Origin of the sequence: Rhodoplanes sp., from assembly GCF_013377085.1 — a bacterium.
Lineage (GTDB): Bacteria > Pseudomonadota > Alphaproteobacteria > Rhizobiales > Xanthobacteraceae > Rhodoplanes.
The window spans coordinates 1-20,685 of the sequence record NZ_JACAAX010000023.1 but is presented as its reverse complement, the minus strand read 5'-3'; the positions used below and the strand labels follow the sequence as shown (position 1 = coordinate 20,685).

General features: G+C 69.3%; 18 protein-coding genes. 13 read left to right on the top strand and 5 right to left on the bottom strand.

The genetic code is table 11. From position 1 onward, the window contains the following. Window positions 1-47 precede the first annotated feature (47 nt). The 6 genes from HXX10_RS16610 to HXX10_RS16585 all read left to right on the top strand — a co-directional run bounded on the left by HXX10_RS16610 (window position 48) and on the right by HXX10_RS16585 (window position 6,691). Window positions 48-1,121, top strand: a complete 1,074-nt coding sequence (locus HXX10_RS16610) for a TRAP transporter substrate-binding protein (protein ID WP_296523885.1) — start codon at window positions 48-50, stop codon at window positions 1,119-1,121. A 153-nt stretch (window positions 1,122-1,274) separates the two neighbouring features. Continuing rightward, window positions 1,275-2,141, top strand: a complete 867-nt coding sequence (locus HXX10_RS16605) for a fumarylacetoacetate hydrolase family protein (RefSeq protein WP_296523884.1) — start codon at window positions 1,275-1,277, stop codon at window positions 2,139-2,141. A 352-nt stretch (window positions 2,142-2,493) separates the two neighbouring features. Continuing rightward, window positions 2,494-3,687, top strand: a complete 1,194-nt coding sequence (locus HXX10_RS16600) for a hypothetical protein (RefSeq protein ID WP_296523883.1) — start codon at window positions 2,494-2,496, stop codon at window positions 3,685-3,687. A gap of 343 nt (window positions 3,688-4,030) precedes the next feature. Next, the gene (locus tag HXX10_RS16595) at window positions 4,031-4,195 is read left to right on the top strand and encodes a hypothetical protein (RefSeq protein ID WP_296523882.1); all 165 of its coding nucleotides are present in this window, start codon (window positions 4,031-4,033) and stop codon (window positions 4,193-4,195) included. Then, window positions 4,192-5,397, top strand: coding sequence for an RHS repeat-associated core domain-containing protein (locus HXX10_RS16590; protein WP_296523881.1), 1,206 nt, complete (start codon window positions 4,192-4,194; stop codon window positions 5,395-5,397). The genes HXX10_RS16595 and HXX10_RS16590 overlap by 4 nt, the downstream gene beginning before the upstream one ends. A gap of 547 nt (window positions 5,398-5,944) precedes the next feature. Continuing rightward, a complete protein-coding gene (locus HXX10_RS16585) occupies window positions 5,945-6,691 on the top strand; it encodes a secretin N-terminal domain-containing protein (RefSeq protein ID WP_296523880.1) in 747 nt (248 codons plus the stop codon). Here the strand turns inward: HXX10_RS16585 and HXX10_RS16580 are convergent. Then, on the bottom strand, window positions 6,688-7,467 hold the full coding sequence (locus HXX10_RS16580) for an SDR family oxidoreductase (protein WP_296523879.1): 780 nt from the start codon (window positions 7,465-7,467) through the stop codon (window positions 6,688-6,690). The genes HXX10_RS16585 and HXX10_RS16580 overlap by 4 nt on opposite strands. A gap of 85 nt (window positions 7,468-7,552) precedes the next feature. After that, window positions 7,553-8,695, bottom strand: a complete 1,143-nt coding sequence (locus HXX10_RS16575; RefSeq protein WP_296523878.1) for a ceramide glucosyltransferase — start codon at window positions 8,693-8,695, stop codon at window positions 7,553-7,555. A 132-nt stretch (window positions 8,696-8,827) separates the two neighbouring features. On the opposite strand from HXX10_RS16575, the gene HXX10_RS16570 reads away from it, so the two are divergent. Genes HXX10_RS16570 through HXX10_RS16560 form a run of 3 tightly spaced genes read left to right on the top strand, consistent with a single transcriptional unit; the run spans window position 8,828 to window position 11,412 of the window. Continuing rightward, entirely contained in the window at window positions 8,828-9,625 is a 798-nt protein-coding gene (locus tag HXX10_RS16570; protein WP_296523959.1) for a UDP-2,3-diacylglucosamine diphosphatase, read from the top strand. A 46-nt stretch (window positions 9,626-9,671) separates the two neighbouring features. Then, window positions 9,672-10,361 (top strand): class I SAM-dependent methyltransferase, encoded by a 690-nt coding sequence (locus tag HXX10_RS16565; protein ID WP_296523877.1) that lies wholly within the window; start codon window positions 9,672-9,674, stop codon window positions 10,359-10,361. Window positions 10,362-10,404: 43 nt separating this feature from the next. Beyond that, window positions 10,405-11,412 (top strand): threonine/serine dehydratase, encoded by a 1,008-nt coding sequence (locus tag HXX10_RS16560; protein ID WP_296523876.1) that lies wholly within the window; start codon window positions 10,405-10,407, stop codon window positions 11,410-11,412. Between the two features lie 109 nt (window positions 11,413-11,521). On the opposite strand, the gene HXX10_RS16555 is transcribed toward HXX10_RS16560, so the two are convergent. Continuing rightward, a complete protein-coding gene (locus HXX10_RS16555; RefSeq protein ID WP_296523875.1) occupies window positions 11,522-14,077 on the bottom strand; it encodes a hypothetical protein in 2,556 nt (851 codons plus the stop codon). Window positions 14,078-14,243: 166 nt separating this feature from the next. Here HXX10_RS16555 and HXX10_RS16550 point away from each other — a divergent pair, with 166 nt between their 5' ends. Next, on the top strand, window positions 14,244-15,350 hold the full coding sequence (locus HXX10_RS16550; protein WP_296523874.1) for an MFS transporter: 1,107 nt from the start codon (window positions 14,244-14,246) through the stop codon (window positions 15,348-15,350). On the opposite strand, the gene HXX10_RS16545 is transcribed toward HXX10_RS16550, so the two are convergent. Next, the gene (locus HXX10_RS16545; RefSeq protein WP_296523873.1) at window positions 15,275-15,805 is read right to left on the bottom strand and encodes a hypothetical protein; all 531 of its coding nucleotides are present in this window, start codon (window positions 15,803-15,805) and stop codon (window positions 15,275-15,277) included. The genes HXX10_RS16550 and HXX10_RS16545 overlap by 76 nt on opposite strands. A gap of 114 nt (window positions 15,806-15,919) precedes the next feature. Next, the gene (gene dgcA, locus HXX10_RS16540) at window positions 15,920-16,903 is read right to left on the bottom strand and encodes an N-acetyl-D-Glu racemase DgcA (RefSeq protein ID WP_296523872.1); all 984 of its coding nucleotides are present in this window, start codon (window positions 16,901-16,903) and stop codon (window positions 15,920-15,922) included. A gap of 532 nt (window positions 16,904-17,435) precedes the next feature. Here dgcA and HXX10_RS16535 point away from each other — a divergent pair. From HXX10_RS16535 to HXX10_RS16525, 3 genes are all read left to right on the top strand, one after another. Further along, window positions 17,436-18,566 (top strand): ABC transporter permease, encoded by a 1,131-nt coding sequence (locus tag HXX10_RS16535; protein ID WP_296523871.1) that lies wholly within the window; start codon window positions 17,436-17,438, stop codon window positions 18,564-18,566. 152 nt (window positions 18,567-18,718) lie between these two features. Next, window positions 18,719-19,531, top strand: coding sequence for an ABC transporter ATP-binding protein (locus tag HXX10_RS16530; protein WP_296523870.1), 813 nt, complete (start codon window positions 18,719-18,721; stop codon window positions 19,529-19,531). Window positions 19,532-19,642: 111 nt separating this feature from the next. After that, entirely contained in the window at window positions 19,643-20,497 is an 855-nt protein-coding gene (locus HXX10_RS16525; RefSeq protein ID WP_296523869.1) for an MlaD family protein, read from the top strand. The last annotated feature ends 188 nt before the right edge of the window (window positions 20,498-20,685 follow it).

Below are 20,685 nucleotides of genomic sequence, written 5' to 3'. Positions count from 1 at the left end.
CTTCGCAGCGCCCCGGAACGACGAAAGTGTGAGTTCAGGAGCGTGACATGAGAAAGTTCACCCGGCGGCATCTCGCAGGCGCCGCAGCCGGAGTGGCGGCGCTGGCGGCCCCTGCGGTGGCGCGGGCCGAGACGAGGCGCTGGCGGATGGTGACGTCGTGGCCGAAGCGGCTGCCGGGCCCCGGCATGTCGGCCGAGCGGATCGCCGAGCGGATCGCCGCGATGTCGGGCGGCCGCCTGCAGATCACGGTCCACGCCGCGGGTGAGGTGGTGCCGGCCTTCGAGGTGCTCGACGCGGTCGGCGGCGGCGTGGTCGAGATGGGCCACACGGCGGCGTTCTACTGGCAGGGCAAGCAGCCGGCGGCGGCGTTCTACACCACGGTGCCGTTCGGCCTCACCCCGGCCGAGCACGTCGCCTGGGTGGAGGCGGGCGGCGGCCAGGCGCTGTGGGACGAGCTCTATGCCCCGTTCGGTGCCAAGCCCTTCATGGGCGGCAACACCGGGGTGTGCATGGGCGGCTGGTTCCGCCAGCCCTTGAAGGGGCTCGCCGATCTCAAGGGCCTCAAGGTGCGCTCGCTCGGCCTCGGCGGCGAGGTCTATCGCCGGCTCGGGGCGACGCCGCAGACGACGGCGCCGGGAGAGATCCTGGTGAGCCTGCAGTCGGGCGTGCTCGACGGCGCCGAGTTCGTCGGCCCCGGCACCGACATCGCGCTCGGGCTCTATCGCGTCGCGCCGCATTATGTCGGGCCCGGCTTCAACAAGCCAAACGGCACCGGCGAGTGCCTGGTGGCGCTCACTGCATGGACCAGTCTCGACTCCGAGCTGAAAGCCATCGTGGCGCATGCCTGCGCGGCCGAGGCGACCTATGCGCTCTCCGAGATGGAGCGGCTCAACGCCGAGGCGCTGGCCGCGCTGATCGAGCGGCACAAGGTGAAGCTCGAGACGTTCCCGCTCGACATCGTCGACGCCGCCCGGGCGCAGGCGACCGACGTGCTCGCCGGCATCGCGGAGCGCAATGCGCTGGCGCGAAAGGTCCATGACTCCTACATGGGGTTCCGCGACCGCGTCGCCGGCTGGTCGCGCGTGTCGATCCGGGCCGTGCTGGAGGCCCGCGGAGTCTGATTGTTTTTGCGGTGCAGCACGGCAGCGCGTCGCTCGGTCGGGCGGCTTTCCCCGCCGCGGCACTTGACATACCATCCGGCGGCGACCGGCCGCTCGGGGCCGGCCGCGACCGGCCGGTCCTGGCCGGCCGAACCGGAAGGCCAGCCTGACAACATGCGCATCGCCGCCGTGCACTCCCCCGACGGAAAGATCTTCGGCATCATCACCGACAACGAGTTCCGGCCGCTGCTGAAGGGCGGCGCGGCCGTGCGCGACCTGCGTGACATGATCACGCTGGTCGACGCCGGCGCCGACCGATTCGAGCACGGCGACGCCGTCGCGCTCGACAGGGTCAAGCTCGCGGCGCCGGTCGGGCCGCTCGCCAAGAACGTGATCTGCGTCGGCAAGAACTATCACGACCACGCTCAGGAGTTCGCCCGCAGCGGCGTCGACCAGTCGGGCGACAAGCAGGAGAGTCCCGAGTTTCCGGTGGTCTTCACCAAGGCGACCTCGTCGCTCGCCGATCCGCTGCAGCCGGTGCCGGCCTCCGCCGATCCGACCGACACCACCGACTACGAGGGCGAACTCGGCGTGGTGATCGGCAAGCGCTGCGCCAAGGTCTCGGCCGAGGAGGCGCTCGACTTCGTGTTCGGCTACACGGTGGTCAACGACGTGACGGCCCGCGCCGTGCAGCAGCGCCACAAGCAGTGGTTCCTCGGCAAGAGCCTCGACGGATTCTGTCCGGTCGGTCCGTGGCTGGTCACCGCCGACGAGATGGGGCCGCTCGACGGACAGATGCTGACGACCGTCGTCAACGGCGAACGCCGTCAGGCGGCGCCGCTGCGCGACATGATCTTCGACACGCCGACCATCATCGCCACCGTCAGCGCCTATGTGACGCTCGAGCCCGGCGACCTGATCGCCACCGGCACGCCGGCCGGGGTGGGGATCGGCTTTCGGCCGCAACGCTTTTTGAGGCCGGGCGACCTCGTGACCGTGTCGATCGAGGGCATCGGAGATCTGACCAATCCGATCGCATGATGCTGCGCTGCGGCAGGCCGGGGCTGCGTCCTCTGCGGACGCATCGCCGCGCGCGGGCGAGGACAATTCGACTCGATTTCGTCCGGTCGAGACGCCGCTCTGCGCTTCCGGCAGGGGGCCCATGTCAGCTTCAAGTGCATGACTGATCGGAGAATTCAGCACAGCCGCGGGGCGTCTTTTCGGTCCCGGGGCAAATCAAAGCCTGTAGAATGCGGCCCGTGTCAGGAGCGGAACGGCTGGCCCCGTCGTCCGGCGACGGCCGCAGAAGTCCCACCGATGTCGTTCGACAACCTTTTACCCCGAGAGGAGCAGCCAGATGGCGAGTGAGCCGTGGAAAGCGAAAGATTGGTTCGTGAGCCCGTGGAACTACGCCGCTGAGGCCACCAAAGGCCTCAACTTCGCCAAGAACATCAAGATCCACGACGTCACGCTCCGCGACGGCGAGCAGCAGACCGGCGTCATCTTCTCCAAGGACGACAAGATCAGGATCGCCGAGGCGCTGGCCGAGGCCGGCGTGCACCGCATCGAGGCGGGCATGCCGGTGGTGTCGCCCTCCGACAACGATGCGATCAAGGAGATCGTGAGGCGTAATCTCGGCCCCGAGATCTTCGCCTTCGCCCGCTGCATGAAGGACGACGTGAAGCGCGCCGTCGATACCGGCGTGAAGGGTGTCGTGATGGAGATCCCCTCCAGCATGCACCTGGTCGAGAACGCCTATCGCTGGAAGATGGAGAAGGCGATCGAGACCTCGATCGAGTCGACCCGTTATGCTCACGACAACGGCCTCGAGGTCGTGTTCTTCCCGATCGATTTCTCGCGCGCCGAGCTGAAGTGGGCGATCGATCTGATCGAGCGCGTCGGCAAGGAAGGCCACATGGACGCCGTGGCGCTGGTCGACACGTTCGGCGTTCTGTCGCCGCACGCCGCCGGCTACTTCGCCCGCGAGGTGAAGAAGCGCCTGAATGTCCGCCTCGAGGCGCACTTCCACCAGGACTTCGGCATGGGCGTGGCCAACACCATCATGGCGCTGGCCGAAGGCGTCCAGGTGGCGCACACGACCGTGCTCGGCATCGGCGAGCGCTCGGGCAACACCCCGATGGAAGAGCTGGTCATGGCGCTCAAGACCATGTACGGGCAGGACATCGGCATCGACACGACGCAACTGACCCCGCTCGCCAATCTGGTGCAGCGGCTCGCCGCCGTGCAGGTGCCGTCGAACAAGGCGATCGTCGGCAACGGCCTCTATCAGATCGAGTCCGGCATCATCGCGAGCTGGTTCAAGAACTGCGGCGAGCAGATGGCCACCGAGCTGTTCCCGTTCACCTCGCAATCGGTCGGCCAGCCGCCGGCCGACATCGTGATGGGCAAGGGCTCGGGCATCGACTCGGTCAACATGTGGCTGCAGGAGCTCGGCTTGCAGGTGTCCGACGACGATGCGATGACCGTGCTGCAGGCCGTCAAGGCCCACTCGCTCAAGCACAAGAAGCTGCTGTCCAAGGGCGAGTTCCGCGAACTCGCCAAGCGCGTGCTCGGCAAGGCGGCCTGAGAAGAACCGCCGACCATGGGGCCGGCGGGCAATCCGCCGGTCCAAGAACCTTCCAGAAAGAGCGGGCGCCTGCGGGCGCCCGTTTTCTTTTCCGGCCGACACACGAGAAGTCGTCGTTCCGGAGCGCCGCGCAGCGACGCTGCGCCAAGCCTGCGAGTATCGCCCAGGGCGACCGCACCATCACCTTCCTGCGCGACGTCGACCGCCTGCGCTTCAATCAGGCGGCGCCCGAAGGAACCACCCTCTACATCTCTGGATTTGGCGTTCTGGCGAACTGTCCGGAGCGGGTGGCTCAGGAGCGCGGTGGACCGACTATCTGGCGGTCGGCAACGTCGAGGTCGGCATGCGGGTCACCGAGGTGGTCAGCCAGACCGTCTCGACACGCTACTTCCACATCGACCATTTGGGCTCGATCACGGTGGTCACCAACGAAGCCAGCGCCGTGGTCGAGCGGCTGAGCTACGACGCCTGGGCAAGCGGCGGCATCCGAACGGTGCCGACGACGTGACCGGCAGCATCGAGAGCCAGACGACGCGTGGATTCACGGGCCACGAGCAGCTCGACGCGGTCGCACTGGTGCACATGAACGGCCGCGTCTACGACCCGCTGGTCGGGCGGATGATCAGCGCCGATCCGACCGTCCCCGATCCGCTCAACGCGCAGGCCTGGAACCGCTACTCCTACGTCGGCAACGATCCGCTCACCTTCACGGACCCGAGCGGCTTCTCGTGGCTGTCGAGCTTCTTCCACGGTGCGGCGACCTTCCTCCAAAAGTTCCCGATCGTGCGGGCGATCCTTCAGTTCGTGATCACCGCAGCGATCGCGGTTGCGACGGGGGGAGTGTATGGTGCGTATGCATTCCTTGCACCCATAGTCTCCGCCGCGGCGGGCTCTGGCATTACCACCGGCCTCTCGGGTGGAAAGCTAGGAGACATGCTCAAGGCCGCAGCCATAGCCGGGGCCACAGCGTTCGCGTTCAACGTCGTCGGAGGCGCCACCGCCCACGGGATGGGCCCATTCGACTCCCCCGACTTCAAGCCAAGTGTCTATGCTCAAAACGTCGCCGGTCACGCCGCGGTCGGTTGTCTCAGCTCCGCGGCGTCGGGAGGATCGTGTCGCGATGGTGCTTTGTCGGCGGCGGTCGGAGCCGGCGTCGGGCCGCTGGTTCCAACAGCGTTCCCGAACTATCGAACCGATGCAGGTCAGTTCGTCGGCGGCCTCGCCCTGACCAGCGCCGCCGGTGGGCTCGCCTCCGTGGCCGGTGGCGGCAAGTTCGAGAACGGTGCCGTCACCGCCGCCTTCGGATATCTGTACAATGCTTGCGGAGGAAAAAACGGATGCCTGAAGGCCGGAATCGCCACAGGGATTGTCGTTGGCACCGGCAGCGCAGCCGCAATTGCTGGCGGAACGGGAGGGTTAGGGACTCCATCTGGGCTCCTTGTTGGCGGATTTGACGTCCTCATCGGAGGCGCGATTGGGCTGATCAGCGATATCATCGGAGATGCGTGGACGCAAAGTATCTACAACTCGATGAAAGTCGGCCCTTATCCAGAGGATGTCATTATTGGAGACTCAAAAGGAAACAATATTCCGCTCGCGCCTGGTGAAACCCTAGTGGGTAGCGACGACGGACAGTATGTTCAAGTGCGAGGTGTAAACGGTCAGCCCACTGGGGTTCGTGGCGACTATGGCGGGCACTCTGGGCAGTAGGACCCCTTCGCTCAAGGGCCGCATGGACATCGCCCGGGAATAACTCAACCTGATGGAAATCCGCATCTTCCTGTTCGGGAGTAAACAGCATGGCCGCTCGGTTCACATATAATGATGTGGTTCGAATAAGCCAGGATGCTCCATCGGATTGTCGTCCGGGTAGCTTGGCGTGGATTACTATGGTGTTCACCTCTGAAAATAGAAATGGAGAGTATTTTGATAAATTCCCCTCAGGGGCTGTGTATTCGGTGGAATTCGAAGATGGACAAAGTATTGATATACACGAGATGTATTTGGATATGGCAGTGAGTAGCTAAACAAAGTACCGCACTGAGGCTTCGCCGAGTTTCGGCGGGACAGGCGTAAGTCGGAGGTCAGCTGCTCCGTCTGGTAGATGGAAGCGACGTCCGGGAGTGAATCCTCGCGGTTGGAAGGTCGACCCGTGCGACGTATGGTTTGCCCCGCGGTTTTGACGATTTGTTTGGCTGCGTGCCACACCGCGGACGACACATCTGTGTTCCGGGCGACGGAATCCGTGCGAGGCCAGATGCGGCGTGAGCAGCCCATGGGGCAGGCCAATCCGATAGGTGCGCCTTTATCGACGAGGCGGGCCGACGATCGGCAGGCAACGCAGGCGAGTGTTTTCGAGGGCTCAGGCCGCTTCGTCGGTGAGCCGCCGACGGGAACGACATCCTCGGCAGACGCTGGGGCCGACGGGGTGACCGTCAATCTCGTCAACGTCTCGGCGCCACAGGCGGCGAAAGCAATCCTCGGGGACATGCTCTCCGTGAAATACTCGATCGACCCGACGATCGACGGCCGCATCACGATCCAGACCCCGAAGCCGGTGACCCGGCTGGCCGCGCTCGATTTGTTCCAGACGGCGCTACGGTCCAATAACGCGGCGGTCGTCAGTAAAGGTGACGGCTACAAGATCGTGCCGCTGGACCAGGCGGCGACCGGGGCGGCGATCCGGGTCGAAGGTGTGGCCGACACCTCCGAGCGCATCGGATCCGGTCTGCAAGTCGTGCAGCTCAAATACGTTTCCGCTTCCGAAATCCGTCGCGTGCTCGAACCGATCGCGCCGCGGCGCGGGGTCGTGCGGACCGACGATGCCCGCAACCTGATCACGCTGTCGGGCAATCGCCAGGAGGTCGCCGCCATGATGGACGCGATCCACCTGTTCGATGTCGACGCGATGAAGGGGATGTCGTTCGCCCTCGTGCCGGTGAAGACATCGCAGCCGGACGCCATCGCGAACGAGCTGAAGACCGTCTTCGCCTCCGAAATCTAGAACGCCCCCGGAAACGCGCCGCCGTCGATCAGCAGGTTCTGGCCGGTGATGTAGCCGGCATGGGCCGAGCACAGGAACGCGCAGGCGGCGCCGAATTCCTGCGGATCGCCGAGCCGCCGCGCCGGCACGGTGGCGACGCGCTCGGCCTCGACCTGGTCGACCGGCACGCCGCGTTTCGCGGCGATGGTCGAGAACATCGCCTGCAGCCGGTCGGTGGCGAAGACGCCGGGCAGCAGCGCATTGATGGTGACGCCGTCGGCCGCCACCGAGCGGGCGACGCCGGCCATGAAGGCGGTCAGCCCGGCGCGGGCGCCGGAGGACAGATCGAGCCCGGCCAGCGGCATCTTCACCGAGCCCGACGTGATGTTGACGATGCGGCCGAACCGGCGCGCCCGCATGCCGTCGATCACCTTCTGGGTCAGCTCGATCGCCGAAACCATGTTGGCGACGACGCCGGCGATCATGGCCTCGCGGTCGAGCTCGCGGAAATCGCGGAACGGCGGGCCGGCATTGTTGTTGACCAGGATGTCGGGGTTCGGGCAGGCCTCGAGCAGCGCCGCCTGGCCCTCCGCCGTCGCCACGTCGGCCACCACCGGGATCACGGCCGCCTCGGTGCTTTCGGCAATCTCGACCGCCGTGACCGTCAGGCGCTCGCGGTCGCGCCCGTTGATCACCACGGTGCAGCCCGCCTCGGCGAGCCTTTGGGCGCAGGCGCGCCCGAGCCCACGGCTCGAGGCGCAGACGATGGCGGTGCGGCCGGCTAATCCGAGATCCATGGGGCGCGTCCTGGCTGTCCGAGCGTATCCGGCTTGGATAGCAGCCGCGCCGGCCCCCGCGCCAGAGGGCCGTCGTCCGGCCCGTTCAGGTGGCGCGGCTGTCGGCCTCGACCTGAGCCTCGACCTGGATCTCGTTGCCGCGCCATTCGAACGACGAGCCGAGCAGACCATCGAGCCACAGGGCGGGCAGCATCAGGTCGCGCAGCAGACCGTGCACCGGATACCACGGCGAGAGATGCCAGCGGGCCGCGCGGGCGAGCGCCATCTCGGCGCCGTACCAGGCGAGAACGAACACGACGAGGAGCGGCACCACCGGCCCGCCGAGCTGGTGCACGGCCACCGCGAAGGCGAGCGCCGGAAGCACCCCGCCTGTCGCGATCTCGGGCAGGAAATAAGACGGAAAGCAGGCACGCCGCAGCCGCGCCCAGCGCGACTGCCGCCGCCACACCTCGGTGGCGCCGCGCCGCCCGAGCGGCTGCTCGAACGGCGCATCGACCAGCCGCACCCGCAGGTTCGCGGCGCGCACCAGCTTGGTCGAGGCGGCATCCTCGGCGACGTCGGCACCGAGCGCCTTGATGCCGCCGCCGCCTTCCAGCACGTCGCGGCGCCAGAACAGCGTCTTGCCCTGGGCGAAGCCGAGCCCGATCGAATCGGCGACATACTGGGCGCGGGCCTGATAGGTGTTGAGGAAGGCGCATTCCACCTCGGCCCAGAAACCCTCGGGGCGGCTGCCGATCGGCGGCGCGCAGACGAGCCCGGTGTCGTCTCGCCAGGCGGCGAGCAGGCGCTGCAGGTAGTCGCACGGCATCAGCACGTTCGAATCGGCGATGGCGACCCAGCCGTGCGCCGCCGCCTGCCAGCCCTTCACGCAGTTGTTGAGCTTCGGGTTGCTGCTGACCGGATCATTGCCGATCAGCAGGCGGGCCGGCACCCCGGGGTGCCGCCGCATCAGCTCCTCCACCACCGGGATCACCGGGTCGGACGGGGACGCGACGCAGAACAGGATCTCGTAGTCGGGATAATCGAGCGTGAAGGTCGTCTCGAGCGTCTCGGCGATGAAGTTCTCGATGCCGCAGACCGGCCGCACGATGGTGACGGGCGGCGTGTCCCGACGCGGCGCCATGTGGCCGGTGCGGGCGCGGCAGCGAAAGGCGGCAACGACGACGCTGACGACATGAACCAGCACGGTCAGGCCGCAGAAGACGGTGGCGATTCCGAGGAGTGTCATGTCCGGCGACTACAACGATGGCGTGACGGCGGGATGACAGTCGGCGCGGGCGGCGTCCGTGTGCGTCATCGAACCGCAACAGGACTCTGCCAGAACCCAGCCATGCTGAATTCAATCGACGGGGGGCGGAGCGTGACGGAGAGCGGATTGCGGCGATTCCGCACGCTGTTCATTTCAGACGTGCATCTCGGGACCCGCGGCTGCCAGGCCGACAAATTGCTCGATTTCTTGCGCTGGCACGAAGCCGATACGGTCTATCTGGTCGGAGACATTGTCGACGGCTGGCATCTGAAGTCGAGCTGGTACTGGCCGCAGGCCCACAACGACGTGGTGCAGAAGCTGCTCCGCAAGGGCCGCAAGGGCGCCCGCATGGTCTATGTGCCGGGCAATCACGACGAGTTCCTGCGCGAATATTACGGCACGCATTTCGGTGGCATCGAGGTGGTCGAGCACGCCATCCACGTGACGCCGACCGGCAAGCGTTACCTGGTGATCCACGGCGACCTGTTCGACTTCGTGATCTCGCAGGCGCGCTGGCTGGCGCTGCTCGGCGACAAGGCCTACGACCTCGCCATCACGATCAATCGCCTGGTCAACGGGCTGATGCGGCACCTCGGCTTCGGCTACTGGTCGTTCTCCAAATGGGCCAAGCTGAAGGTGAAGAACGCCGTCAACTATATCGGCGACTTCGAGAAGACGCTCGCCGCCGAGGCCCAGCACCATGCCGTCGACGGCGTCATCTGCGGCCACATCCACCACGCGACCATGCACGACGGGTTCGGCGTCCACTACATCAATTGCGGCGACTGGGTCGAGAGCTGCACGGCGGTGGCCGAGCATTTCGACGGTCGTTTCGAGATCATCACCTGGACGCAGCGCGAGCAGAGCATCGAGCCCGAGCGGGAGACCATCGCCGCCCAGGCCGCGTGAACGGCCACGCTGTCCGTCGCTGAATTGTTTCCTTCCGGAGAACCTGATGCCCGAGTCGTTGCGTCGCGATGCGTTTGCGGATCCCGATCGTCACGTGATGGAGAAGGCCTACGCCCGCTGGGCGCCGCTCTATGACCTCGTGTGCGGGCCGATCTTCGAGAGTGGCCGGCGGGCTGCGGCGGCAGCGGCGCGCCGCGTCGGCGGCCGCATTCTCGAGGTCGGCGTCGGCACCGGTCTGTCGTTTTCCGATTACGATCACACCACGGCGGTCGTCGGCATCGACATGTCGGCCCCGATGGTGGCCAAGGCGCAGGAACGGCTCGCCAGCGGGCAATTTCCGCATGTCGAATCCGTGATGGTGATGGACGCCACCGATCTCGCCTTCGGCGACGGCGCCTTCGATTGTGTGGTGGCGCAGTTCGTCATCACGCTGGTGGCCGAGCCGGAGCGCGTGCTCGACGAGTGCGCGCGCGTAGTGCGGCCGGGCGGCGAGATCATCCTGGTCAACCATCTCTATTCCGAGAAGGGCGTGACCGCCGTGCTCGAGCGGTTGCTGGCGCGGCCGGCCCGCAAGATGGGGCTGCGGCCCGAGTTTCCGTTCGCGCGGCTCGCCGCCTGGGCGGAGCGGCACGGCGCCGTCGCCCTGGTCGAGCGCCGGCCGATCAAGCCGCTCGGCGTCTACACCCTGGTGCGCTTCCGACGGCTTCTCGACGCGCGCGCCCGCGCCGCCGCGTAGCGCTCTTGCGACGCGGCGTCGCGGCGGTTTAGGGTCGCGGCCCATGACCACGCCCGACTCTGTCGCCTCCGGCCCGCCACTCGCTCTCCCCACCATCGCCGACGTCGAGGCCGCCGTCGCCCGGCTCGCCGGCGTCGCGCTGCGCACGCCGCTGATCGCCTCGCCGGCGCTCGACGCGCGCATCGGCGGCCGGGTCTTTCTCAAGGCCGAGACGCTGCAGCGCACCGGCTCGTTCAAGTTCCGCGGCGCCTACAACAAGATCGCCGCGATCCCCGAAAGCCGCCGCGCCGCCGGCGTCGTCGCCTTCTCGTCCGGCAACCACGCCCAGGGGGTCGCCGCCGCGGCGGCGCTTCTCGGCCTGCCGGCCGTGATCGTGATGCCGGCCGATGCGCCGGCGAGCAAGCGGGCCCGCACGGCGGCGTTCGGCGCCGAGGTCGTGCTGTACGATCGGGTGCGCGAGGACCGCGAGGCGATCGCCAAAAAGATCACGCAGGAGCGCGGCGCGACGCTGGTGCCGCCCTTCGACGACCCGTTCGTCATCGCCGGGCAGGGCACGGTCGGCATCGAGATCGTCGCCGATCTGGATGCGCTCGGCCTGTCGCCCGACATCGTGCTGGTCAATGCCTCGGGCGGCGGCCTCACGGCCGGCATCGCGCTCGCCGTGAAGGCGGCGGCGCCGCAGGCGCGCATCTTCACGGCGGAGCCGGAGGGCTTCGACGACCACGCCCGCTCCTTCGCCAGCGGCCGGCGCGAGCGCAACGCCGCGATGAGCGGCTCGCTGTGCGACGCGCTGCTGTCGCCCTCGCCGGGCGAGATCACGTTCGCGGTCAACACCGCGTCGAATGTCGCCGGCGTCACGGCGAGCGAGGAGGAGGTCGGCCACGCCGTCGCCTTCGCGTTCCACGAGCTGAAGCTGGTGGTCGAGCCGGGCGGCGCCGTCGGGCTCGCGGCGCTCCTGGCCGGCCGCGTCGATGCGCGCGGCAAGGTCGCGGTCGTGGTGCTGTCCGGCGGCAATGTCGATGCCGACGTTTTTGCCCGGCTGATCGGCTGACGACGGCGGGATCATCAAGTCGGTCATTCCGGGCTCGCCGCTGCGCGGCGCCCCGGAATGACCGAGACGGACTGCGCTGCGGCTTTGCTGAAACGCCGACGGCCGCCGCTCAACTGAACAGCGCGATCTTCTCTTCCTCGGTGAGCGTCTTGAGCGGCGCCAGCGGGTCGATCGGCACGGTGTGGATGGGCAGCGGCTCGGGCCGCTCCTGTTCGGCGGCCTCTTCCTCCTGGATACGGCCGAGCAGGCCCCAGTTGGGGCCGCCGAGCAGCGCCGCGAGCGAGCCGGGATCGCGGCCGGCGGCCGCTGCCGGCACGTCGCCGATCGAGAACCGGTAGGCCGTGACGGGATCGTTGTCGACCACCACGGCGCCGATCGCGGCCGCCGACTCGATGGTGGCGGGCTCGATGGCCGCCGGTTCGATGGCCGCCGGCGTCGGATGCGCGATCTCCTCGGCGGCGGCCGCCGCGTCTGCGTCGTCGCCGACCAGCCAGGACGGAAGATAAACCGGTTCGCTTCCGGCCGTGTCCGCGGCCTTGGAGGCGGGCTGTTGCGCATCCTCGTCCGCCGGCTCGGCGGCGGGCTCTGCCGCCGCGGCAGCCTCCGCCGGCGCGCCCTCTTCCGGCACTACTGCGATCTCGGCAGGCTCGGAGACGGTCTCTGCCACCTCGACGCCGGAAGCGGCCTGCGTCGCAGTCGCTTCGGTCGGTGCGGGGGGCGCCGCGATGTCGAAATCGACGGTCGGGAGCGGCACGGCGGCGGGTTCTTCGGCCGGGATGTCCGCGCCGGGCTCGGCCGTCGCGGCGACATCCTCGACGGCGCCGTTCTCGATGGCGACGTCCTCGACGACCGCTTTCTCGACAGGGATGTCCTCGACCGGGATGTCATCGACCGGGCCGATCACCGAAGCGGGTTCGGCCACAGCCTCCAGGTCGGGCGCGACGCCGGGCTCCGGTTCCGCAACGGCCTCCGGCGCGATGCGATGCTCGACCTCCGGCGTGAGGTCGCCGCCGAACGCCGGCTCGGCCGTGACGTTCGTCTCAGGCTCGCCGGCGAACAGATCGGCGTCCTCGTCGGCCGGTATCGCCACCACCGCAGGTGACGCCGCCACGGGGTCTGCGCCGACCGCCGTGGGCGGCGTGTCCGGCTCGGCGACAGGGGCCCCCGCGTCGTGCGCCGGGACCGCGGCGAGCAGGTCGGCGAGACGGGCCGCGATGTCGCCCAGTCCCGGTTCTGCATCGGCCGCCGCAGCCGCGGTCGGCTCGACTGCGACCATCGCCGTATCGGCTTCGGGTGCTCCCGCAGCGTCGAGTGCTTCCGCGACCTCGAGTGCTTCGGCGGCGTCGAGTGCTTCGGCGGCGTCGGGGATTTCCGGCGCGTCGGCCTCGGCGATGGGAGCGGGGCCGGCCTCGGCCGTGATCGGCTCGTGCGCCGGGACCGCGGCGAGCAGGTCGGCGAGACGGGCCGCCATATCGTCCAACGAAGGGGCGTCCAATGCCGGTGCGTCCGGCGCAGGGGCCGCAGCGATCTCCATGACCGGTTCCGGCGCGGGCGCGGCCGCGGTCTCGGCTGCGAACGCTCGGACCGGCTCGGCAATGGGCTCGACGACTGGTTCGGGCAGCAAAATCGGCTCGGGCGCGGCTTCGGCCGCCGGCATGGCCGGCGTCGCCACGCGGGCCCAGATATCGGCCAGGCGGTCCAGGCGGTCGTTCTGCTCGCGCAGCAGCCGCGGCGTCTCGTCGGGAGCGTCGGCATGGGCCGGTGCCGCCGCCAACGCCGCGACCGCGGTGCCGACGCTCTCGACCGCGCCGGCGAGCGACACCATCTCGGCCCGCATCTCGGCCGTGCCGGGTATTTCGCGCGAAGCCGCTAGGCCTGCGTCGATGTTCGCCTCGAGGCGTTCGATCGCGGCGAAAAGCTCGCTCCGCGCGGCGGCCGTGGCCTCCTGCTCGTCGGGCTCGCGCATCAGCACGGCCTCGATGCGGGCGAGCGCGGCGACCAGATCCTCCAGGAGACCCGTGAGGGCCGCCGGCGCGCGTTCTTCCGCCAGCACCGCCTCGATGCGGCCGAGCGCGGCGACCAAGTCGTCCGACCAGCCGGGCGACGGCGCGGTGGCCTGCATGGCGGAGAGCGCCGTCTCGATCCGCCCGAGCGGCGCCAGATCGTCCGGACGGACCGCCGGTTCCGGGGCGGGCTGCTCGGCCTGCTCGGCGATCGCCGCCTCGATGCGGGCGAGCGCCGCTGTCACGGCCTCCGGGTCGATGGCAGGAGCGGGCGGCTCCGGCCGCTCGGCCACCGCCGTCTCCAGGCGGGCGAGGGCATCCAGCATCTCGTCGGAGCGATCGGCCGCGGGGTCGGGCAGGAAGGCGAGGCGGGCCTCGATGCGGCCCAGCGTCTCCGGCAGGCCGTCGAGCAGGGCGAGCGGCGCCGGCGCCTCGTCCAGCCGGTCACGGGCCGCCGCCAGGGCCGTCTCGATGCGGGAGAGTGCGGCCGCGAGCGCGTCGGTCTCGACGGCGCGGCAGCGGCGGGCGTGCTCGGCCAGGAACCAGCGGCCCCGCCCGGTCTCCATCAGGGTGCTGCAGATCGCGTCGAATTCGGCGTCGTGGGCCGCCGGGTCGGCGTGCTCGGGCGGGAAGGAGGCGGACAGCGCGTCGGACATGGTCACCCGTGGGATCGCCCCGGGGGCGCAGTGTGGGGCGGGCCGGACGCAAAACCGGATTCCACTTTCGGCGACCGCGATTTAAAGCATCTGCACGACTCGCCACCGGAGTGCAATCCGCCAGATGCCGTTACGCCCCACCCATTCGCCGGACGACGGATTCGCCCGGCGTATGGGGCTTTTCTACGCGGCCTATTTCGTCTTCGGCGGCATCCAGCTCCCCTTCCTGCCGGTCTGGCTCGCCGATCGCGGCCTCGATTCGCGCCAGATCGGCCTCGTGCTGGCGCTCGCGATGGCGGCGCGACCTGCCGTCGTGCCCCTCGCGACCCGCCTCGCCGATCGCTTCGGTTGGCTGAAGGGCCCGCTGGTCGCCTCCGCCTGGGTGACGGCGGCGGCCTTCGTGCTGCTGGAGGCCTGCCACGGCTTCCCGCCGATCCTCGCCGCCTACGCGCTCGCCTCGCTGACCCAGGCCGTGATCCTGCCCTTCGCCGACGCCTATGCGCTGCGCGGGCTCACTGAGCGCGGCCGCGCCTACGGGCCGGTGCGGATGTGGGGCTCGGCGAGCTTCATCGCCGCCAATCTGGGCGGCGGCCTGCTGCTGGAGCGGCTCGGCGCCCCCAATGTCGTCTGGGCCCTGGTCGCGGCGCTCGCCGTCACGGCGCTCACGGCGACGACGCTGCGGCCGCTGCGACCGCGTCCCGAAGCGGTTGCCGCCCATGCGGCGGGGCCGAGCCTGTGGCGGTCGCGGACATTCGTCGCCGTGGTCGCGACCGGCAGCCTGGTGCAGGCGAGCCACGCGGTGCTGTACGGCTTCGCCAGCCTGCAATGGGCCGCCAAGGGGCTCGACGGGCTGGAGATCGGCGCCCTGTGGGGGATCGGCGTCGTCGCCGAGATCGCGCTGTTCGCGGTCTCGGGCCGGCTGCAGGCCCGGCTGCGCCCGCTCGACATGCTGGCGCTCGGCGCGCTCGGCGCGGTGCTGCGCTGGATCGTGATGGCGTTCGATCCGCCGACCGCGATGCTGCCGGCGCTGCAGTGCCTGCACGCACTGTCGTTCGGGGCGACCCATCTCGGGGCCATGCAGTTTCTCGCCGACGAACGGCGCGGCGCCACGGCCCAGGGCGACTATGCGAGCGTCGTCGCCGTGGTGTTCGCCGTGACGATGGGCGCCTCCGGCCTGCTGGTCTCGGCGTTCGGCAGCCTCGCCTATCTGGCCATGGCGGCTTCGGCGACGGCCGGTGCCGTGATCGCGCTCGGCGCCCGCCGATACGCCCGCGCCTGACGCCCCGTCGCCGACGTCTGCCGCGGCGAGGCGGCGACCCGCTGCGCCGCGCCGTCGCAGGGCGGCACGATGGCGGCGAGCTCGCGGCCCTGCATCATCAGCATGTTCGGCGTGAGCCCGCCGCGCCGGGCGATCCACTGGCGCACGCCGCTCGGATAGAGGCCCCACAGCGCCTGCGTCGCCACCGCGCTGGTCACCCGCCGGCCGGCGGCGTCCGGCACCCAGGCCGCGTGAAAGCCGAGCACGGCGTTGCGGGTCGCGCACAGCCGGTCGCGCGGGATCATGCCGACCACGATGGTGCAGGCGGAGAGGCAGGTGCCGTCGATGACGACGCGCTCGCCGGTCTGGCGGACGCGCTGATAGCGCGCCACATAGTCGCCGATCATGCCGCCGGCGTCCGACCCGATCAGGATCTCCGCACCGGCCGGCGCCGCCACGGCGCACGCGAGTGACACGCCTAGAATCCAGGCTGATGCCCGCATGGTCCCACTCCCCCGAATGAGCCGTCCCCAAGTCCACCTGACTCAAGAGCTACAAGGCGAACTCCTGACGCTCAATGGGGGAAGGCCTTACCCCCACAGCACGGAGGTAGCAGGATGGAGGATGCTGCCGTCATAAGTCAGACCGTGTGGCCTGTCGCCCACAAGCAGCAGCGGTCCGTCGAGGTCGACGAAGCGTGCACCCTGCGCCAGCAGCACGGCGGGCGCGATGGCGAGCGATGTCGAGACCATGCAGCCGACCATGATGTCGAAGCCCAGCCGCCGCGCCTCGGCCGCGACGGCGAGCGCCTCGTCGAGCCCGCCGGTCTTGTCGAGCTTGATGTTGACGGCGTCATAGCGATCACGGAGCGCCGCGAGCGTCGCGCGGTCGTGCACGCTCTCGTCGGCGCAGACCGGCACCGGATGCGGCACGCGCGCGAGCGCCGCGTCGTCGCCGGCCGGCAGCGGCTGCTCGACGAGTCTTACGTCGGCCTCGGCGCAGGCCGCGAGATTGTCGGCGAGGTCTGCGACCGTCCAGCCTTCGTTGGCGTCGACGATCAGGGTCGCGGCGGGCGCGGCACGGCGCACCGCGGCGATGCGGTCGCGATCCTCCGGTCCGCCGAGCTTCACCTTGAGCAGCGGGCGCTGCGCCGAGGCGGCGGCAGCCCGCGCCATCACGTCGGGTGCGGCGAGCGAGATCGTGTAGGCGGTGACGAGCGGCTTTGGTGCCGGCAGGCCGAGCAGCGCATGGGCCGGCACGCCTTGCTGCTTGGCGTCGAGATCGATCAGCGCGCAGTCGAGCGCGTTGCGGGCCGCGCCGGCCGGAAGAACATCGGCGAGTCCTGCGCGGCCGCAACCGGCCGCGACCGCAGGCGCCGCCCGCTCGATCGCGGCGAGGACGCTCTCGACGCTCTCGCCGTAGCGCGGGTAGGGGACGCATTCGCCGCGGCCCGTGCGGGTGCCGTCCGTCAAGCTCGCCACCACGACGCGCGCCTCGGTCTTGGCGCCGCGGCTGATCGTGAAGGTGCCGGCGATCGGCCAGGATTCGGTGGCGACGGAAACACGGAGCGGCATTGGTGGCCTCGGTTGTGTCACCCTCCCCTGGAGGGCCAGCTTGAGCACAGATCTCGAAAAGCCTCTGAAATTCGGAGTGATCCGAGGCGTCGGCGATTTTCCTCGGCGTCATCGCCGGGCTTGACCCGGCGATCCATCTCTCTGCGAAACAGGGCGTTTTGTGAAGAGTGATGGATGCGCGGGTCGAGCCCGCGCATGACGCTCGGATGCGGCACCAGCGATGTGTGCCCAAGGTCGGCTGGAGGGGAGGGTCGGGCGTGCGCGTCAGCGCACGACCGGGGTGGGGTGAAGCCGCGAACGCAGGCTTCGCCTGTCACCCCCTCCCGGACCGCTTCGCGGTCCGACCTCCCTGGCGCGGCTCCGCCGCGCTGCCCAGGGGGAGGTGCGGCAACGCCGTGCCATGGCCAAGCGCAGCGCGCAACTGCACTGTTCTGCTGAAGAGCGAGACCTCGACAGGCCGGCGGGGCGGTGTCAAGTATCGGCCGCCGCTGCGACTCGAACGACCTGGGCGCGGGCCGGCCGGAGCCTCACCATGCGCGATCGCCTGCTCGATCTCAGCGTCACCGAAGGGCGCCTCGCGCTCGCCGCGGCGGGCTCGTGGACGGCCGACCGTGCCGGCGATCTCGAGCGCCTGATCGAGACCGCGGTGCGCCGCGCCCGTGGCGTCGCGGCCGTCGAGATCCGCATGGGGCAGGTCGAGCGGCTCGACACGTTCGGGGCGTGGCTGTTGGAGCGGCTGGTGCGCACGCTCGCAGCCGACGGGCGCGAGGCGGCCGTGCTCGACCTGCCGGAACGATATCGCGGCCTGGTCGAGGAAGCTCATCATCTCAATCGCACTCCGGTGCCGCGGCGGCGGACCAATCCGATCGCCGACGCGCTCGCGAGGCTCGGCCACACCGTCGTCGACATCGCCCGCGACCTTCTGCTGATCATGCAGATGTTCGGCGCCATGGCGATCGTGACGCTGCGCACGCTGGCGCGGCCGTGGACGTTCCGCCTCACCTCGATGGTTCATCATCTCGACCGGGTCGGCTGGCGCGCCGTTCCGGTGATCCTGCTGATGACCTTCCTGCTCGGCTGCATCATCGCCCAGCAGGGCCTGTTTCATTTCCGCCGTTTCGGCGTCGACATCTACGTGGTCGACATGGTCGGCATCCTGGTGCTGCGCGAGATCGGCGTGCTGATGGTCGCCATCATGGTCGCCGGCCGCTCGGGCAGCGCCTACACGGCCGAGCTCGGCTCGATGAAGATGCGCGAGGAGATCGACGCGCTGCGCACCATGGGCTTCGACCCGCTCGAGGTACTGGTGCTGCCGCGCCTCGTCGCGCTGGTGATCGCGCTGCCGGCGCTCGCCTTCGTCGGCTCGATGGCGGCGCTCTACGGGGCCGGCCTGGTGTGCTGGCTCTATGGCGGCATGAGCCCGGACATCTTCCTGTCACGGCTGCGCGATGCGATCTCGGTCGACGACTTCGCGGTCGGCCTGCTGAAGGCGCCGTTCATGGCCGTCGTGATCGGCATCGTGGCCAGCGTCGAGGGCCTGGAGGTGAAGGGCTCGGCCGAGTCGCTCGGCCTCAACACCACCTCGTCGGTGGTGAAGTCGATCTTCCTGATGGTCGGGCTCGACGGCCTGTTCGCCATCTTCTTCGCCTCGATCGGGATGTGATACCAACCTTTGTCATCCTCGACCAACACCGTCATTGCCGGGCTTGACCCGGCAATCCATCGACCTTCGAAAGACGCTCTTCTTTCGAGCGATGGATGCGCGGGTCGAGCCCGCGCATGACGAGTCGGAGTTTTCTGGAGACGGGAGTGACCATGGACGCCGCAACCCGCGAGGCCGCAACCGGCGATGCCGGGATCCGCGAGACGGTCATCAGCGTGCGCGACCTGGTCACCGGGTTCGGTGAGGGGACCGTGCTGGACGGCGTCTCGCTCGACGTCGAGCGCGGCGAGATCTTCGCCTGCGTCGGTGCCTCCGGTATCGGCAAGTCGGTGCTGCTGCGCACCATCGTCGGGCTGCTGCCGCGGCGGGCCGGGCGCATCGCGGTGTTCGGCGAGGACCCGCTGGCGCTGGGGGCGCGGGCGCGCCGCGCGCTGGAGCGGCGCTGGGGCGTGCTGTTCCAGCAGGGCGCGCTGTTCTCCTCGCTCACCGTGCGGCAGAACGTGCAGTTCCCGATGCGCGAGCACCTGCGGCTGTCGCGCCGGCTGATGGACGAGGTGGCGGTCGCCAAGCTCGAGATGGTCGGGCTCGACGCCAGCGTGTGCGAGAAGTTCCCGGCCGAGCTGTCGGGCGGCATGATCAAGCGGGCGGCGCTCGCCCGCGCGCTGGCGCTGGATCCCGAGATTGTCTTCCTGGACGAGCCGACATCCGGGCTGGACCCCATCGGGGCCGCAGAATTCGATATTCTGATCAAGACCTTACAGCAGACTTTAGGACTCACGGTTTTCATGGTAACCCACGATCTCGACAGCCTGCATGCGGTTTGCGACCGGATCGCCGTGCTGGCTGATCGGCGCGTCATCACGGTCGGCCCCATGGCGGCCATGCTGGCATCGGATCATCCGTGGATCCGATCCTACTTCCGCGGGACGCGCTCGCGGGTCGGGCACGCCGCCGCGGCGGTCTGAAGCGGCGGTCTGAAGCGGAGGTCCGACGCGGCCGAACGGCACGTACGGGCAAAGAAGACGCCGGCCAGGCCACGGCCGTGCGCGACGTTGAAAGGTGCGGGCCGGCCGACGATGGAAACGCGAGCGAACTACATCCTGGTGGGCCTGTTCACGCTGGCCGTGATGATCGGCGGCTTCGCCTTCGTCTACTGGTTCAGCGCGCCGCCCGGCGGCACCAACCGGGCTCGCTACGACGTCGTCTTCGAAGGCGCCGTGTCGGGCCTGCGGCCCGGCTCCTGGGTGCTGTTCAATGGGATTCGCGTCGGCGACGTGACCTCGGTCCGCATCGATCCGGACGCACCGCGCCAGGTGATCGTCGGCATCACGGTCGACAAGACCGTGACGTTGCGCACCGACACCTGGGTCGGGCTGGAGTTCCAGGGGCTCACCGGCTTCGCCTCGGTGGCGCTGCGCGGCGGCTCGGCGAGCGCGCCGATGCTCGATCCGCCGATCCTGCGCGCCGACCTCACGGCCAGCCAGGACGTCACCTCGGCGGCGCGCAGCGTGCTGCGCCGGCTCGACGCGCTGGTCGCCGACAACGAGACCTCGTTCCGCACCACGCTGAAGAACATGGAAGCGTTCACCCAGACGCTCGCCGACAACTCGGGGCGGATCGACCGCATCATGGCGACGGCCGAGTCGGTGATGAACGGCGCCGAGGGCAAGCTCGACGACATCGCCCAGGCGGCGCGCTCGATCCGCGTCCTCGCCGACAATCTCGACAAGAACGTCACCCAGATGTCGAGCGGGCTGACGCGCTTCAGCCAGACCGGCCTGCGCGAATGGGAGCGCCTCGCGGTCGACGGACGCCGCGCCATCTCGACGCTCGAGCAGGCGGTGCGCAACATCGACCAGAACCCGAGCAGGCTGCTGTTCGGCGGCTCGCCGGCCCAGCCGGCCGGACGGCCCGCGACGCGGGCGCAGTAGGCGGGACGAACGAGTAGGGTGCAATGAGCGCGAGCGAATTGCACCGGAACGACTTCCGAATTCAGTCCGTCGGATGAGCCGGCCGACGTCCGCGCCTTTCCGGCGCAATTCGCTCACGCTCATTGCGCCCTACGCCGCTACGCGGCTACGACGCCTCGCGCCGGACCAGAGGGCGTTCGTCGACCTCA